The organism is Aureimonas endophytica, assembly GCF_014642635.1.
Classification (GTDB): domain Bacteria; phylum Pseudomonadota; class Alphaproteobacteria; order Rhizobiales; family Rhizobiaceae; genus Plantimonas; species Plantimonas endophytica.
The window spans coordinates 25480-41256 of record NZ_BMIQ01000006.1 but is presented as its reverse complement, the minus strand read 5'-3'; the positions used below and the strand labels follow the sequence as shown (position 1 = coordinate 41256).

General features: G+C 69.1%; 19 protein-coding genes. 16 read left to right on the top strand and 3 right to left on the bottom strand.

Annotation, left to right across the window (positions count from 1 at the left end; genetic code table 11):
- The first annotated feature begins 167 nt into the window (after nucleotides 1-167).
- From IEY14_RS17725 to IEY14_RS17710, 4 genes are all read left to right on the top strand, one after another.
- Nucleotides 168-350 (top strand): hypothetical protein, encoded by a 183-nt coding sequence (locus tag IEY14_RS17725; protein ID WP_188910891.1) that lies wholly within the window; start codon nucleotides 168-170, stop codon nucleotides 348-350.
- Nucleotides 347-1294 carry a site-specific tyrosine recombinase XerD gene (locus IEY14_RS17720; protein ID WP_188910889.1) on the top strand — a complete coding sequence of 316 codons (948 nt, stop codon included), beginning with the start codon at nucleotides 347-349 and terminating at the stop codon, nucleotides 1292-1294. Before IEY14_RS17725 ends, IEY14_RS17720 begins: the two co-directional genes overlap by 4 nt.
- A 66-nt stretch (nucleotides 1295-1360) precedes the next feature.
- Nucleotides 1361-2314 (top strand): acetyl-CoA carboxylase carboxyltransferase subunit alpha, encoded by a 954-nt coding sequence (locus IEY14_RS17715; RefSeq protein ID WP_188910887.1) that lies wholly within the window; start codon nucleotides 1361-1363, stop codon nucleotides 2312-2314.
- 216 nt (nucleotides 2315-2530) lie between these two features.
- Nucleotides 2531-3541, top strand: coding sequence for a L,D-transpeptidase family protein (locus IEY14_RS17710; protein ID WP_373289000.1), 1011 nt, complete (start codon nucleotides 2531-2533; stop codon nucleotides 3539-3541).
- Between the two features lie 201 nt (nucleotides 3542-3742).
- Here the strand turns inward: IEY14_RS17710 and IEY14_RS17705 are convergent, their stop codons facing one another.
- Both IEY14_RS17705 and secA read right to left on the bottom strand, forming a co-directional pair.
- Nucleotides 3743-4207, bottom strand: a complete 465-nt coding sequence (locus IEY14_RS17705) for a copper chaperone PCu(A)C (protein ID WP_188910883.1) — start codon at nucleotides 4205-4207, stop codon at nucleotides 3743-3745.
- Nucleotides 4208-4620: 413 nt separating this feature from the next.
- Nucleotides 4621-7359: a preprotein translocase subunit SecA gene (gene secA / locus IEY14_RS17700; protein ID WP_188910881.1), complete on the bottom strand. Its 2739-nt coding sequence runs from the start codon at nucleotides 7357-7359 to the stop codon at nucleotides 4621-4623.
- A gap of 339 nt (nucleotides 7360-7698) precedes the next feature.
- Between secA and IEY14_RS17695 the strand changes: the two genes are divergently transcribed.
- The 6 genes from IEY14_RS17695 (at nucleotide 7699) to IEY14_RS17670 (ending at nucleotide 11821) form a co-directional block, all read left to right on the top strand.
- Nucleotides 7699-8595 carry a peptidylprolyl isomerase gene (locus IEY14_RS17695; protein WP_188910879.1) on the top strand — a complete coding sequence of 299 codons (897 nt, stop codon included), beginning with the start codon at nucleotides 7699-7701 and terminating at the stop codon, nucleotides 8593-8595.
- 142 nt (nucleotides 8596-8737) lie between these two features.
- Nucleotides 8738-9970 carry a bifunctional glutamate N-acetyltransferase/amino-acid acetyltransferase ArgJ gene (gene argJ, locus IEY14_RS17690; protein WP_188910877.1) on the top strand — a complete coding sequence of 411 codons (1233 nt, stop codon included), beginning with the start codon at nucleotides 8738-8740 and terminating at the stop codon, nucleotides 9968-9970.
- A 4-nt stretch (nucleotides 9971-9974) separates the two neighbouring features.
- Nucleotides 9975-10730 (top strand): GNAT family N-acetyltransferase, encoded by a 756-nt coding sequence (locus tag IEY14_RS17685; protein ID WP_244639557.1) that lies wholly within the window; start codon nucleotides 9975-9977, stop codon nucleotides 10728-10730.
- A 61-nt stretch (nucleotides 10731-10791) separates the two neighbouring features.
- Nucleotides 10792-11202: a (deoxy)nucleoside triphosphate pyrophosphohydrolase gene (locus IEY14_RS17680; RefSeq protein WP_188910873.1), complete on the top strand. Its 411-nt coding sequence runs from the start codon at nucleotides 10792-10794 to the stop codon at nucleotides 11200-11202.
- A gap of 146 nt (nucleotides 11203-11348) precedes the next feature.
- Nucleotides 11349-11642, top strand: coding sequence for a hypothetical protein (locus IEY14_RS17675; protein ID WP_188910871.1), 294 nt, complete (start codon nucleotides 11349-11351; stop codon nucleotides 11640-11642).
- Nucleotides 11642-11821, top strand: coding sequence for a Flp family type IVb pilin (locus IEY14_RS17670; protein WP_188910869.1), 180 nt, complete (start codon nucleotides 11642-11644; stop codon nucleotides 11819-11821). The genes IEY14_RS17675 and IEY14_RS17670 overlap by 1 nt, the downstream gene beginning before the upstream one ends.
- Before the next feature lie 7 nt (nucleotides 11822-11828).
- Here IEY14_RS17670 and IEY14_RS17665 read toward each other — a convergent pair whose 3' ends face one another.
- Complete coding sequence (locus IEY14_RS17665) at nucleotides 11829-12755, bottom strand: methyltransferase domain-containing protein (protein WP_188910867.1); 927 nt, start codon at nucleotides 12753-12755, stop codon at nucleotides 11829-11831.
- Between the two features lie 72 nt (nucleotides 12756-12827).
- On the opposite strand from IEY14_RS17665, the gene IEY14_RS17660 reads away from it, so the two are divergent.
- The 6 genes from IEY14_RS17660 to IEY14_RS17635 are packed head-to-tail and all read left to right on the top strand — an operon-like array spanning nucleotide 12828 to nucleotide 15770.
- Nucleotides 12828-13568 (top strand): ComF family protein, encoded by a 741-nt coding sequence (locus IEY14_RS17660; RefSeq protein WP_188910866.1) that lies wholly within the window; start codon nucleotides 12828-12830, stop codon nucleotides 13566-13568.
- Nucleotides 13569-13611: 43 nt separating this feature from the next.
- Complete coding sequence (gene grxC / locus IEY14_RS17655; RefSeq protein ID WP_188910864.1) at nucleotides 13612-13869, top strand: glutaredoxin 3; 258 nt, start codon at nucleotides 13612-13614, stop codon at nucleotides 13867-13869.
- Between the two features lie 9 nt (nucleotides 13870-13878).
- Complete coding sequence (locus tag IEY14_RS17650) at nucleotides 13879-14754, top strand: carbon-nitrogen hydrolase family protein (protein WP_188910862.1); 876 nt, start codon at nucleotides 13879-13881, stop codon at nucleotides 14752-14754.
- A complete protein-coding gene (locus IEY14_RS17645; RefSeq protein WP_188910860.1) occupies nucleotides 14751-15170 on the top strand; it encodes a DUF1178 family protein in 420 nt (139 codons plus the stop codon). The genes IEY14_RS17650 and IEY14_RS17645 overlap by 4 nt, the downstream gene beginning before the upstream one ends.
- Before the next feature lie 4 nt (nucleotides 15171-15174).
- Nucleotides 15175-15465 carry a DUF1289 domain-containing protein gene (locus IEY14_RS17640; RefSeq protein WP_188910859.1) on the top strand — a complete coding sequence of 97 codons (291 nt, stop codon included), beginning with the start codon at nucleotides 15175-15177 and terminating at the stop codon, nucleotides 15463-15465.
- Nucleotides 15466-15497: 32 nt separating this feature from the next.
- Complete coding sequence (locus tag IEY14_RS17635) at nucleotides 15498-15770, top strand: DUF1289 domain-containing protein (RefSeq protein WP_188910857.1); 273 nt, start codon at nucleotides 15498-15500, stop codon at nucleotides 15768-15770.
- The last annotated feature ends 7 nt before the right edge of the window (nucleotides 15771-15777 follow it).

Sequence of the window (15777 nt, the reverse complement as noted above, 5' to 3'; positions counted from 1 at the left end):
AAGGCAAGTTCTCCTTCGCTGACGGGGAATAGCAAATTTTCGAGAGCGTCAAGCTCCGGTAATTGCAGGAGGGGCGTGGCATCTCTCCGCTTGCGCGACGGGCGGGCTTGGGCGAAGACGATGCCCACGCTATCGCATCGCCTGGCGAGGGAGACGGTCGACCAGCCATGCCAACCCTCGTGCGCCTTCTCACCACGCTCGGTCTCGTCGTCGCCGTCGTTCTCGCGGCGATGGCGGCGCTCGTCTATCTCGTCGAGCCGGTGCCGCATCAAGTCGTGATCGACGTGCCCTTGCGGCTCGACGGCGGCGCGGCCAGCGTCTCGGCCTCCGGCCTCGGGATGCGGCCGTGAGCGGACGCGCCCGCTTCGATATCGAGGCCTTCCTGGAGATGATGGCGGCCGAGCGCGGCGCGGCGCTGAACACGCTCGCCGCCTATCGCCGCGATCTCGAGGACGCCGCCGCCTTTCTCGCCGGCCGGGGGCTTTCCCTGTCGCTGGCCGGCGCCGACGACATCCGCGCCTATGTCTCGCATCTGGCGGCCCAGGGCTTCGCCGCCAGCAGCCAGTCGCGCCGCCTGTCCTCGCTCCGCCAGTTCTTCAAGTTCCTCTATGCCGAGAACATGCGCGGCGACGACCCGATGGGGCCGATCGAGTCGGCGAAGAAGGGGCGCCCCCTGCCGAAGATCCTCAGCGAGGCGGAGGTCGACCGCCTCTTGAACGCGGCCGCCACGGAGGCGGCGCGCGCCGATCTCGCCCCCGCCGCCTCGGCGAGGGCGAAGCGCATGCTCGCCTTAGTGGAGATCCTCTACGCGACGGGCCTGCGCGTCTCCGAACTCGTCAGCCTGCCGCGCGCCGTGCTGCGCTCGCGCAGCCGGATGATCGTCGTCAACGGCAAGGGCAACAAGGAGCGCATGGTACCGATCGGCGAGCGGGCCCGCGACGCGCTGGCGGGCTTCGGCGAGGCGATGCGCGGCCTCGGCCGGACCGGGGAGGCGGAGGTCTGGCTGTTTCCGGCGCTTTCCGAAAGCGGCCACCTGACGCGGCAGGCCTTCGCGCGCGACCTGAAGGACCTCGCGATCCGCGCCGGGATTGCGCCGGGCCGCGTCTCGCCCCATGTGCTGCGCCATGCCTTCGCCAGCCACCTTCTCCAGAACGGGGCGGATCTTCGGGCCGTGCAGGAACTGCTCGGCCATGCGGACATCTCCACGACGCAGATCTATACGCATGTCCTGGAGGAGCGGCTGATCCGCCTCGTCGCCGACCACCATCCCCTGTCGGAAGCGAGCCGGGACTGAGCGCCCGCCGCCCGTCTTGACAGGGCCTTCGCCCTCCTTCATGTGCCCGGCAACCAAGCGAGCCCCATGCACAACTATCTCGATTTCGAAAAGCCGGTCGCCGATCTCGAAAGCCAGATCCTGGCGCTGAAGGGCCTCGCCAGCGACGGTCAGGGCGTCGATGTCAGCGAGGAGATCCGGCGGCTCGAGACGCGCTCGCGCGAGGCGCTGGTCGATCTCTACAAGAAGCTGACGCCCTGGCAGAAGACCCAGGTCGCCCGCCATCCCGACCGGCCGCATTGCGTCGACTATCTCGGCCGGCTCGTCACCGACTTCACGCCGCTCGCCGGCGATCGCTACTACGCGGAAGACCATGCGGTGATTGCCGGCTTCGGCCGCTTCCGGGGCGAGTCCATCGCCGTGATCGGCCAGGAGAAGGGGTCGGACACCCAGACCCGCCTCAAGCACAATTTCGGCATGGCGCGGCCGGAAGGCTACCGCAAGGCGGTGCGCATCATGGAACTCGCCGACCGCTTCAAGATCCCGGTCCTCACCCTCGTCGACACGGCCGGCGCCTATCCCGGCATCGGCGCGGAGGAGCGCGGCCAGGCCGAGGCGATCGCCCGTTCGACCGAGGCTTGCCTCAATCTCGAAGTGCCGCTCGTCTCCGTCGTCATCGGCGAGGGCGGCTCGGGCGGCGCGATCGCGCTCGCCACCGCCAATCGCGTCCTGATGCTGGAACACGCGATCTACAGCGTCATCTCGCCGGAGGCCGGCGCCTCCATCCTCTGGCGCGACGCGACACGCGCGCGAGACGTGGCGCAGGCGATGAAGATCACCGCCCAGGACCTCAAGGGCTTCGGCGTGATCGACGAGATCGTCACCGAGCCGATCGGCGGCGCCCATCGCGAATCGGACGCCGTCATCGACCAGACGGGCGAGCGCGTCGCCGTCGCCTTGGGTGAACTCGCGGGGCTCGACGGGCCGGCGCTGCGCCGCCAGCGGCGCGAGAAGTTCCTCGCCATCGGCCGCAACCTCTGAAAACGCTGCGCTTTTGCGGGCAACCGTTGCCGCCCTGCCACGGATGGCGACTCCCAAAAACCACCATTCTTCGCCAGAATGCGGGAACGGCGCGTCTGGCGCTGCGGGGAATGCGGGCCGCGAGGGGTTCGGCGGTTAACGTTCTCTTTACGCGATCCCTGCAAAAAGACGGGATCAGGTGCCCGCGCTTCGGCGGGTGGTGACGAGGGGAAGGGAATGCGGGTCGGACGTCTTGCGAGAATGGCCGCGCTCGGGTTCACGCTGCTGGCCGCGGCGTCCTGCCAGAAGAGCGGGCCGGATCTCGGCTCGCTGCTCGGGGCCGACGCCCCGGTGCCGCCGAAGCTCGTCAAGGAGATGCAGGCCAAGAACATGGCCGTCGCCGCGCCGCTGCTCGTGCGCCTCTACAAGGAGGAGTCGCAGCTCGAGGTCTGGAAGCAGAAGACCGACGGCGAATACGCGCTCCTGAAGACCTATTCGATCTGCGCCTGGTCCGGCAAGCTCGGCCCGAAGCGCGAGGCGGGCGACCGGCAGGCGCCGGAAGGCTTCTACCGCATCAGCCAGGGCCAGATGAATCCGGCCTCCAACTACCATCTCGCCTTCAATATCGGCTATCCGAACCAGTACGACCGGGCCAATGGCGCCACCGGCGAGCATCTGATGGTGCACGGTTCCTGCAACTCGTCCGGCTGCTACGCCATGGACGACTGGCAGGTGGAGGAGCTCTACGCGCTCGCTCGTGACGCCTTCAAGGGCGGCCAGCGCGAGTTCCAGCTTCAGGCCTTTCCCTTCCGCATGACGCCGAAGAACATGGCGCGCCATCGCCAGTCGGACCATTACGCCTTCTGGAAGATGCTGAAGCAGGGCTCGGACCGGTTCGAGCTGACCAAGAAGCCGATCGAGATCGGCGTCTGCGAGAAGCGTTATGTCTTCGATCCAAAGCTCGAGGCCGGCCAGACCCTGTCGCCGAACGGCCCGTGCCCGTCCGTCGCCGAGCCGGTGAATGTCGCGGCCAAGCGCATCGCCGACGAGGCCGAGGAAGAGAAGCTCGTCGCGACGATGAAGCCCTCCGACTTCGCCCAGACCACGACCTTCGCCTACAAGCCCGGCATGCCGATCACCGCCGAGGCCTATGCCGCCGAACAGCACCGCCGCCCCGGCTTCGACCGGCTCGGCAAGCCGGTGGAGCAGAAGCCCGCCAGCGTCTTCGCGCCGCTGACGGGGCGCTGAGACGGGCAGGGGCCGAACGGCCCCGTCGACGGCCGCTGCGATAGCAACGCCCGATCGCTCGCGGCCGGCGACTTCCAGAATATGAACCCCCGCCACCGCGTTCTTCTCCCCGACGGGGAGAAGTGCCGGCAGGCGATGAGGGGCGGCGCAGCCGGCCACCCCTGATGATGTGACGCTGGTGGAGTCCGGACGCGGCCGACCTCAGTTCCCGACCACCGGCAGGCGCAATCCGATCGGGCCGGCCGTCTCGAACGTCACCGTCACCGCGATCTCGCCGCCCGCCCGGAACGGCTCGGCGACATGCGAGAAGACGAGATGCGCGCCGTCCGTCCGCATCGTCAGCCGGCCCTGCGCTGGGATCTCCGCCGCATCCTCCGGGCCGACGAGCCGTGTCTCGGCCGCCGAGGGCGAGGAGACGGAGGTGATACGGTCGGGCGTGGTGCCGCGATTGGCGATCGTGAGCAGACCCCGACCTTCCTCTTCCCCTTGCCGCATCGCCGTGACCGACCCGGATTCGACGCGGATCGCGCCGGCTTCCACCGGGCGGAAGGCCGATCCCATGGCGGGGAGGGGACTGTCGTCGGCGGAGGCCGGGACGGCCGTCAGAAGGACGAGGCCGGCCAGGAGGGCGGAGGCCGTCCGCATTGCCGATGCTGGTTCGGTCATGGTTTGGCCGATCGGAGGATTTTCAATCTGAAGGGGAGAATATGGGGAGGGTGCGGGGCTGACAACGCGGCGGTGGAACGGGTGGACCTCGCTGACGCTCGCCACCCCCCTCTGGGCTGCCGCCCATCTCCCCCTCAAGGGGGAGATCGCAGCTTCGAGGTCTCGCAATTCCAGCTGCCGCCGCGATGCCGGACACCACCGTCCGCGCTTAGCCTGATCTCCCCCCTTGAGGGGGAGATGCCGGCAGGCAGAGGGGTGCGAAGGCGAAAGCCTTCGAACCGCACGGCGGTGGAGTGGCGACCCGCCGCCGCTCCGCAGTCCGAGATGCGCTATCGGCTCATCTCGCTATTCGGAGAGATGCCGACACGTTCGATGCTCGTGTCTTCACCCCCGGCGAAACCCCGTCCTATCCCTCACGCCTGCGCGACATAGGCGCCGTGGCAGTGCTTGAACTTCTTGCCCGAGCCGCAGGGGCAGAGTTCGTTGCGGCCGATGCGGCCCCAGGTTTCCGGCCGGTCGGGATCGATGGCCAGCCGTTCCGCCTCGGGCGGGTTGAAGTCGGCGGTGAGGATCGTCGCGCCATTGCCGATCTCGTCCATGCCGGACGAGGCGTCGAGATGATGCGCTTCCATCTCCGGCGGGGCGGGCGGGGCGATCGGCGCCTCCTCGCGCATCAGCTCGACGCGGGCGAGCTGCTGGGTCACGCGCTCGCGCATCGTCGTCAGCATCGACTGGAAGAGCTCGAAGCTTTCCGACTTGTACTCGTTCAGCGGATCGCGCTGCGCATAGCCACGGAAGCCGATGACCGAGCGCAGATGGTCGAGATTGACGAGATGCTCGCGCCAGAGCGCGTCGATCGTCTGGAGCACGATGGAGCGCTCGACATAGGTCATCACATCCGGGCCGAAGCGCTCGGCCTTGTCGGCCATCGCCTTATCGGCCGCCTCGATCAGGCGGGTGCGAATGTCGTTCTCGTCGATGCCTTCCTCGGCCGCCCAGTCCTTCACCGGCAGGTCGAGATTGAGGAATTCCAGCGCTTCCGCCTGCAGTTCCTCGGTAGACCACTGTTCGGGATAGGCGCGTTCCGGAATGTGCCGCGCCACCATGCCCTCGATCGTCGCATGGCGCATGTCGGTGATCGACTCGGTCAGCCCTTCCGCGTCCATCAGTTCCAGACGCTGCTCGAAGATCACCTTGCGCTGATCGTTCATCACGTCGTCGTATTTGAGCAGATTCTTGCGGATGTCGAAGTTGCGCGCCTCGACCTTCTTCTGCGCCTTTTCCAGGGCCTTGTTGATCCAGGGATGGATGATCGCCTCGTCTTCCTTGAGGCCGAGGCGCTGGAGCATCGTGTCCATGCGCTGCGACCCGAAGATGCGCATCAGGTCGTCCTGGAGCGACAGGTAGAATTTCGAGCGGCCGGGATCGCCCTGGCGGCCGGAGCGGCCGCGCAGCTGGTTGTCGATGCGCCGCGATTCGTGGCGCTCGGTGGCGAGCACGTAGAGGCCGCCGGCGGCAAGCGCCTCCTCCTTCAGCCGCTGCACGTCGGCCTCGATCGCCCGGATCGCCGCCTCGCGCTCCGGCCCGTCCGGCATCTCGGCGAGCTCGCGCTCGACGCGCATCTCGACATTGCCGCCGAGCTTGATGTCGGTGCCGCGGCCGGCCATGTTGGTGGCGATCGTCACCGCGCCGGGCACGCCGGCCTGCGCCACGATATAGGCTTCCTGCTCGTGATAGCGGGCGTTGAGGACCTGGAAGTCCTGCATGCCGTCCTTGCGCAGGCGGTCGGCGAGATGTTCCGACTTCTCGATGGAGGTCGTGCCGACGAGGATCGGCTGGCGCCGCTCGGCCGCCGTGCGGATCTCCTTGACGATCGCCCGGTACTTCTCCTCCGCCGTGCGATAGACCTCGTCGTCGTCGTCGATGCGCTGCACCGGCAGGTTGGTCGGCACTTCGATCACGTCGAGACCGTAGATATCGGCGAATTCGGCCGCTTCCGTCGAGGCCGTGCCGGTCATGCCGGCAAGCTTCTCGTACATGCGGAAATAGTTCTGGAAGGTGATGGAGGCGAGCGTCTGGTTCTCGGGCTGGACCGTGACGTGTTCCTTCGCCTCCAGCGCCTGATGCAGGCCTTCCGAGAAGCGGCGGCCCGGCATCATGCGGCCGGTGAACTCGTCGATGATGACGATCTCGTCGCCCCGGACGATATAGTCCTTGTCGCGCTGGAACAGTTTGTGCGCCTTCAGCGCGTTGTTCACGTGATGGACGATCGCGACATTCTCGATGTCGTAGAGCGAGGTGCCGGAAAGATGGCCGGCGGCCTCCAGCATGCGCTCCATCTTCTCCGTGCCGTCCTCGGTGAAGGAGACCTGGCGCTGCTTCTCGTCCAGCTCGAAATCCTCAGGCGCCAGCTGCGGGATGAAGCCGTCGATCAGGCGGTAGAGGTCGGAGCGGTCGTCGAGCGGGCCGGAAATGATCAGCGGCGTGCGCGCCTCGTCGATCAGGATCGAGTCCACCTCGTCGACGATCGCGAAGAAATGCCCGCGCTGCACCATCTGCGGGCGCTCGTACTTCATGTTGTCGCGCAGATAGTCGAAGCCGAGCTCGTTATTGGTCGCGTAGGTGATGTCGCAGGCATAGGCCGCGCGCCGCTCCTCGTCCGACATGCCGTGGACGATGATGCCGACGGAGAGGCCGAGGAAGCGATAGACCTTGCCCATCCATTCCGCGTCGCGGCTGGCGAGATAGTCGTTCACCGTGACGACATGGACGCCCTTGCCGGCGAGCGCGTTCAGATAGACGGGCAGGGTGGCGACCAGCGTCTTGCCCTCGCCGGTGCGCATCTCGGCGATGGCGCGCGAGTTGAGGACGATGCCGCCGATCATCTGGACGTCGAAATGTCGCATGCCGAGCGCGCGCTTGGCGGCCTCGCGCACCGTGGCGAAGGCGGGAACGAGGATGTCGTCCAGCGACTTGCCGCCCGCGACCTCCGCCTTGAAGGCGGCGGTGCGCGCCCGCAGTTCGTCGTCGGAGAGCTTGGCGAGCTCGGGCTCCAGCGCGCTGATCGCCTTGATCGTGCCGTCGTGGCGCCGCACGATCCGCTCGTTGGACGAGCCGAACAGCGCGCGGGCGATAGCGCCGAAACTGACCATGAATTGGCCTTTCCAATGAAGGCTCGCGTGAGCCCAGGCATTCCGTCTGCCGAAAGTCGGGCGCACCCGCGTCGCCCCGACCCATCCCGACAGCGGTTCCTGAGGAGGCCGACGCCCGGCCGATGCCTCCAGATCGATGGGGCCGCAAGGCGCGCTGGGCGGCTTACTCCGGCGCCGCGCGAGAGATAAGAGGGGGTCAAAGCGATGTCAATCTCGCGCGAAGGGGTCGCTCCGGCCTCGAAAACACCGTAAAGGCGGCACTTCCAGACGTTTCAGAATCGGCGGCCCGGCCCCCGCGCCGCCGCTTCCCCCGCCTTTCATCGTAGGAATCGCCTCGCAATGACCCGCTTGCTCGCCCCGCTTCTCGCCGCCACCGCGCTCGCCCTTGTCGGGTTCGGAGGGGCGGCCCTCGCCGCCGACGGCGACGTTCTCGCGAAGGTCGGCAAGTCCGAGATCACCGAGAAGGACCTGTCGCTGGCCGAGGGCGATCTCGGCGACCAGTTCGCGCAGATGCCGCCGGAGCAGAAGCGCCTCGCCGTCCTGTCGGCGCTGATCGACATCAAGGCGCTGGCGAGCGAGGCGGAGAAGGCCAAGCTCCAGGACGATCCGGCGGTGAAGGAGCGCATCGCCTTCCTGCGCGAGCGCGCCCTCCACAACGCCTATTTCCAGAAGCAGGCGATCGACGGCATCACCGACGACGAATTGAAGGCGCGCTACGACGCCGAGATCAAGAAGGTGAAGCCGAGCGAGGAGGTGCATGCCAAGCACATCCTGGTGAAGACCAAGGAGGAGGCCGAGGCGGCCATCAAGGAGATCCAGGGCGGCAAGTCCTTCGATGAGGTGGCCAAGGAGAAGTCCTCCGGCCCCTCCGGCCCGGATGGCGGCGATCTCGGCTTCTTCGGCCCCGGCCAGATGGTGCCGCCCTTCGAGAAGGCCGCCTTCGCGCTCCAGCCCGGCGACTATACCAAGGAGCCGGTGCAGACGCAGTTCGGCTGGCACGTCATCCAGGTGGTCGAGAAGCGGCCGCAGCAGCTGCCGAGCTTCGACGACGTGAAGGACCAGCTCCGCCAGGTCGTGATGCGCGAGAAATATGTGGAGCTCGTGCGCAAGGCCCGCGAGGACGCCAAGGTCGACTACGTGGACCCCAAGCTGAAGGCGCAGATCGAGGCGATGGAGAAGGCCGGCAAGGAAGAGGGCGCCCCGGCCGAGGCCGCGCCCGCTCCGGCGGCGCAGTAAGCGCCGATCGCCCGCTTCCGGTCGGCGGCATGTGCCGCCGATCGTCCCAGGTCGAGCCGGCGCCGCGCGGCGCCCCCTTGCAGGTGACAGGCGGGTCGGGCAGAGGAGCGGCGGATCGACGCTGCTTCGAGGAGCCCGCCCCATGTCGCACCCCGTCTCGCCGCTGGCGCCGAAGACCTATCCGGCCATGCCCGAGATCCGTGGCCTGCGGATCGCCACCGCCGCGGCCGGCATCAAGTATCGCGGCCGTACCGACGTGATGCTGATGGTGCTGGACGAGGGCACGAGCGTCGCCGGCGTCTTCACCAAGTCGCGCTGCCCCTCGGCGCCGGTCGATTTCTGCCGCGCCAATCTTCCCGGCGGCAAGGCCCGCGCCGTGGTGGTGAATTCCGGCAACGCCAATGCCTTCACCGGCCGCAAGGGCCGCGAGTCCACGGCGCTTACCGCCGAGGCGGCGGCGGCGGCAGTCGGCTGCGCGCCCGGTGAGGTGTTCCTCGCCTCGACCGGGGTCATCGGCGAGCCGCTCGACGCCTCGAAATTCTCTGGCCTCCTCGCCGGTCTCGTGCCCGCCGCCAAGGGCGGTTCCTGGCGCGAGGCGGCCGAGGCGATCATGACCACCGACACCTATCCGAAGGTTGCGACGCGGCGCGTCCGGCTCGGCGAGGCCGAGGTGACGATCAACGGCATCGCCAAGGGCGCCGGCATGATCGCGCCCGACATGGCGACGATGCTGTCCTTCGTCGCGACCGACGCGGCCATCGCGCCCGAGGCGCTCCAGGCGATGCTCTCGGCGGCGGTCGAGCCGAGCTTCAATTCCGTCACCGTCGATTCCGACACCTCGACCTCCGATACGCTGCTCCTCTTCGCGACGGGCGCCGCCGGCCACCGCCGGATCGAGACGGCCGAGGATGAGGCGCTCGGCGAGTTCCGCGCCGCCCTGTCCGACCTTCTCCTCGACCTCGCCCGGCAGGTGGCGCGCGACGGCGAGGGGGCCCGCAAGGAGATCCAGGTGACGGTGACGGGGGCGGTGAGCGACGCCTCCGCCAGGCGCATCGCGCTGTCCATCGCCAATTCGCCGCTGGTGAAGACGGCGGTGGCCGGCGAGGACGCCAATTGGGGGCGCGTCGTAATGGCGGTCGGCAAGTCCGGCGAGCCGGCCGATCGCGACCGCCTGACGATCGCCTTCGGCGACGTGCGCGTCGCGCATGAGGGCGAGCGCGACCCGTCCTACGACGAGGCGGCGGCCTCGGCCGAGATGCAACGCGACGAGATCCGCGTCACGGCCGATCTCGGCCTCGGCAACGGGCGCTGGACCGTCTATAGCTGCGACCTCACCAAGGCCTATGTGGAGATCAACGGCGATTACCGAAGCTGAGGACATGAACCGGCTGGCGATCGTCCGGAGGCTGGAAGCGGCAAGCTTCCGGGCCTTTCCGGCGACCTCGACCGTCTATGACGGCACCTGGGCGGTGCGGCTGACGAGCGGCTTTCCGGCCAAGCGCCTGAACTCGGTCAATCCGCTCGACCCGTCCGACCATCTGGAGATCGAGGCGCGGATCGAGCGGGCGCGGGCGCGGTTCGAGGATTTCGGCCGGCCCTTCATCTTCCGCCAGTCGCCGCTGGCGCCGCAGGCGCTGATCGACCATCTCGACGAGAAGGGCTGGTCGGTCTTCGGCGAAAGCCTCGTCCTGACCGCCGAGCTCGCGACGCTCGATCTCAACGTCGCGATGGAGCGCATCCCGGGGCGCGATCCGGCGCGCTACGTCGCGGCGAGCCTCGGCGTCCACGGACGCGCGCCCGGCGAAGGCGCGGGCCTCCTGGAGGTGCTCTCCGCCATCCAGCCGCCGGCCGCCTTCTTCGTGCAGGAAGCGGCGGAAAAGACGCCGGTGGCCGTCGCCTTCGCCATCCAGGACAACGACCTCGCCGGCGTTCTCGATGTCGCCGTCGCCGAAGGCTGGCGGCGCCAGGGCATCGCCCGCGATCTCGTGGCCAACGCGCTGCGCTACACGCTGCTGAAGGGGGCGCGGATCGGCTGGCTGCAGGTCGAGGCGGCGAACGCCGCCGGGCTCGCGCTCTATCGCGGGCTCGGCTTCCGCGAAGCCTATCGCTACGCCTATCGCGCGCCGCCGGCCTGACCGGACCGAAACCTTTCGCCCTCCGTGCCCCGCGCCGCGTGGCGTTCAGAACGGGTTCACCATGACCGCGAAGAAACTCGTCCTCGTCACCGCCTGCGCGCTCGTGGATACCGACGGCCGCGTGCTCGTCGCCGAGCGGCCTGCCGGCAAGTCGCTGGCCGGCCTTTGGGAGTTTCCGGGCGGCAAACTGGAGCCCGGCGAGACGCCCGAAGCCTCCTTGATCCGCGAGCTGCGCGAGGAACTCGGCATCGAGACGCAGGCCGCCTGCCTCGCGCCGCTGACCTTCGCGAGCCACGAATACGAGACATTTCATCTACTTATGCCGCTCTACGTGTGCCGGCGCTACCAGGGCATTCCGCAGCCGCGCGAAGGGCAGAGGCTGCGCTGGCTGCGGGCGAGCGCTCTGCGCGACCTGCCCATGCCGCCGGCCGACGCGCCGCTGATCCCCTTCCTGGTCGATCTCCTCGGCTGAGTTGCGCGAGAGCCGCCTCGGCAAACCGCCGGTAAAGACCGCTCCGGGCGCTTAAGGGCTTCTTCACGGCTCGCCGACGATTGTCGCCGAAACCGCCGATCGGGCGGATATGGCATGCGACGATGGGGCCGGTCATGCGAATGGCGATGGGAAGACGGCGCGGGAAAGGCTTCGGCTCGCTGGCGGATGCGGCGGCGGGGTTGGCGCGCGCGGGGCTGCTGTTCGGCTCGATCGCCGCCGCCCTGGCGCTGATCGTTCTGCCGGACATCGACCGGCGCAATCACGGGGCCGAGGTCGCCCCCGATCTCGATGCGACGATGACGGGTTCGATCGCTCCAGCGCCCGAGCGCCAGGGGCTCGAATGGGCGGATGCGAGCCGTCTCGACCAGGGTCCCTGCCTGATGTTCCCCGACGGGACCGAACGCGGAGCCTGCCGCTGATGGTGAAACGCCAGATCACGAAACTGCGCCGCTTCGCCGATTCCGAGCGCGCGGCCGTCGCGCTCGAATACGGCCTCATCGCCGCCGCCATGGCCGTGGCGATCATCGCCGGCATGCCGGCGGTCAGCTCCGGCGTGACCGACACGTTCGGCCGGATCGCCGCCGCCTTCACGCCCTGAAGCGGCGTCAGCCCGCGCCGGACTCGCCGGAGCGGTCGCGCAGCGCGTCGGCGAGCCGCGTCTTCGCCGAACCCGGCCGCAGGGGCTTCTGCTGGCTCTCATGCGGCTTCCAGCCGGACATGTAGACGATGTCGAAGGTGGCGCGGACGCGTCCATCGGCATCGGCGAAGCGCTCAGCATAGAGCGCCGCCGCGCGAAGGAACAGGCCGCGCGTCGCGGGGCGGCGGCTGCGCTCGCGCAGCATGTTGGTCATGCCCATCGCCCGAAGATCGCGCATCAGCTCGAACATCGAATCGTAGCGCACGGTGATCCGGTCCTGATCGGTGACGGGCAGTGCGAAGCCGGCGCGTTGCAGGAGCGCGCCCGCGTCGCGCACGTCGATGAAGGGCGCGACGCGCGGCGAGACGCCGCCCGTCAGCTCCGCCTCGGCGCCGATCAGCGCCGCCCGCAACTCGCTCAAGGTGTCGCCGCCGAGCGCCGCGCCGAGAAACAGCCCGTCCGGCCGCAGCGCCCGGCGGATCTGGATGAGCGCGCCGGGCGTGTCGTTGGTGAGGTGGAGGGCGAGCGGCGAGACGACGAGATCGAGCCCGTTCTCGGGAAGCGGCAAGGCCTCGTCGTCGCCGACGAGCCCGCCCGGCCAGTCCGCCAGAAGATCGGCATGGCGCTCGACCCGCAGGAGACGATCGATCTGGCCGCCTGCCTGGAGAAGCGCGGCGGTCTCGCCGGTATGACCGCCGATCTCCGCCGCCTCGGCGAAGCGCCGCTCGACCAGCGACAGGCGCTCGGCGAGCTCGGCGCCGATCGCCTTCAGGAGATAGCGCGCGCCCGTGTCGCCGGCGGCGAGCGCCCGCAGGCGCCGCCGGTCGAGAAGGTCGCGGTCGAACAGCGTCTGGGCGCCGCCCGGCGGGGAGGAATCGTCGCTTGCGCTCGGCATGGGCTTGTAGCTGACCGGGGCGGCTTTATCGTCAAGGCGTGAAGGCATCGAGGAGCTTGGGCGCGAAGGGAAATGGAACTGCGATTCGGCCTTCGCTCTATCATGACCGGGCTCGGCGACGGACTGTTTCCGCCCCATTGCGCTCTGTGCCGCACGCCCGTCGCGCGCGCCCATGCCCTCTGTCCCGCCTGCTGGACGGGCCTCGTCTTCATCGAGCGGCCCTATTGCGCCCGGCTCGGCACGCCCTTCGCCGAGGAGATGGGCGAGGGCGCCCTGTCGCCGGCGGCCATCGCCGCCCCGCCGCGCTACGACCGCCTGCGCGCCGCCGTGCTTTACGGCGATGCGTCCGGCCGGCTGGCGGCGGGGCTGAAATATGCGGATCGCACCGATCTCTCTCCGATGCTGGCCGGCTGGATGGCGCGGGCCGGGGCCGAACTTCTGGCCGAGGCCGATCTCGTCGTGCCCGTGCCGCTTCACCGCTTCCGTCTTCTCCGGCGGCGCTTCAACCAGTCGGCCGAACTCGCCCGGCTGGTGGCGCGCAGGGCCGGCCGCCCCTTCGCGCCGCAGCTCCTCGTCCGCGCCCGCGCGACGCGCCGGCAGGTCGGGCTCGGCCGGGCGCAGCGCCAGGAGAACGTGCGCGGCGCCTTCCGCGTGCCGGACAGCCAGCGCCCCCGCATCGCAGGGCGGCGCATCCTTCTCGTCGACGATGTCTTCACCACCGGGGCGACGGTCGAGGCCGCGACGCTGGCGCTGCGGCGCGGTGGTGCGGCGTCTGTCGACGTCCTCGTCTTCGCAAGGGTTGCGGGAACATAGCCATGCGTCCATATGCTGGGGATATTTGTCTGCGGTGAGCATCATGGCCGAGGTCACGATCTATACGCGCGCGCTTTGCGGCTATTGCGCGCGCGCCAAGCAACTGCTCGAAAAGAAGGGCGTCGCCTTCGAGGAAAAGGACGCGACCTTTTCGCCCGACCTGCGCGCCGAGATGACGCAGCGGGCGCGGGGCCGCACCACCTTTCCGCAGATCTTCATCGGCGAGCGCCATGTCGGCGGCTGCGACGATCTCTACGCGCTCGATCAGGCGGGCGAGCTCGATCCGCTGCTCGCGGCCTGAGGGGCGTCGATGACCGTTCTCACCGCCGCCGTTCTCCAGATGCGTTCCGGCACCGAGCCGGAGCGCAACATCGCCACGTTGCACGAACTCGTCGCCGAGGCGGCGGGGCAGGGCGCGACCTATCTCCAGACGCCGGAAATGACCGGGCTCGTGCAGCGCGACCGCGCGGCGCTGATGGCGGTGATCCGGCCGGAGGCGGAGGACCCGGTGCTGCGGGCGGGCGCCGACCTTGCGCGGACGCATGGCGTCCATCTCCATATCGGCTCGGTCGCGGTGCTCCTGTCCGACGGCAAGGTCGCCAATCGTTCGGTCCTCTTCCGGCCGGACGGCTCGACCGCCGCCAGCTACGACAAGATCCACATGTTCGACGTCGATCTCGCCGGCGGGGAGAGCTGGCGCGAATCGCGCACCTATCGGCCGGGCGCGCGCGCCGTCGTCGCCGATCTCGCCTTCGCGGACGGGCCGGCGCGGCTCGGCTTCGGCGTCTGCTACGACATGCGCTTTCCCCAGCTCTTCCGGGCCGAGGCCCTGGCGGGCGCCGAGATCCTCACCGCCCCCGCCGCCTTCACGCGGCAGACGGGCGAGGCGCATTGGCATGTGCTCCTGCGCGCCCGGGCGATCGAGAACGGCGCCTTCGTCGTCGCGGCGGCCCAGGGCGGCGTGCACGAGGACGGCCGCGAGACCTACGGCCATTCGATCGTCATCGATCCCTGGGGCCGCGTCCTCGCCGAGGTCGACGGCGCCGAGCCGGGCATCGCGCTGGCGCGGATCGACACGGCTGCGGTGGCGGATGCGCGGGCGAAGATTCCCAATCTGAAGAACGCCCGCGAGTTCGAGCTTCCGGCGGCGCGGCCTGCGGAGAGCCGGTCCGAGGCCGCCGAGTGATCACCTATTCCCTGCGCTGCGAGCCGGCGGACCATGCCTTCGACGGCTGGTTCCGATCGAGCGAGGACTTCGAGCGCCAGCGCCAGCTGAAGCTCGTCGCCTGTCCGGCCTGCGGTTCGAGCGAGGTGCACAAGGGCCTGATGGCGCCCGCCGTCTCCGGCACGCGCGAGGCCGCGCCCGCGCCGTCGGCGGATGCGGCGGCGGCGCTGGCGCGCCTCCAGGATCTCGCCCGCGAGATGCGCGCCCGGTCCGAATATGTCGGCCCGCGCTTCGCGGAAGAGGCGCGGCGCATCCATTATGGCGAGTCGCAGGCGCGCGGCATCTATGGCGAGGCGACGCCGCCCGAAGTGAAGAGCCTGGCGGAGGAGGGCATCGCCGCCCTGCCGCTGCCGCCCCTCCCGGAAGACAAGAACTGACCCTATGGCGAAGACCTGGGCCAAGGCGCCTTCTCCCTGCATCAGCGTCTGCAAGTTCCGCGACGAGGGCCGCTGCATCGGCTGCCAGATGACGAAGCCGGAAAAGAAGCGCTTCAAGCGGCTGAAGGGCAAGGCGGAACGCCGCCCCTTCTTCGAGATGCTGCGCGAGCGGCTGGTGGCGCGCGATCGCTACGCCTATTGGTCGCGCATGTATCGCCGCCGCTGCCTCAAGAAGGCGGCGGATTGTCCGCTCGACAAGCTGGAACAGCCGGACGGTCTCGACCGCGCCGCCTGAGGCGGTCGCCGTCCCGCTTCGAGGAACCCGCGATGTCCGATCCCTTCGCCGATGCGCCGTCGCCCTGCATCGACATCTGCAAGTACAAGCGCCAGGGCCGCTGCATCGGCTGCTCCATGACCAAGATGGAGAAGGATTCCTTTCCGCATTCCGGCAGCGGCGAGGCGAAGCGGCGCTTCTTCGAGACGCTGATCGCCCGGCTCGAAGCCGAGCACAAGAATCCCGCCTTCTGGGTGGCGAGCTATCGCCGCAAATGCGAGCGCGAGGGCGTGCCCTGTCCGCTGGACGACCTCGCCGAGACCTGATGCCGGC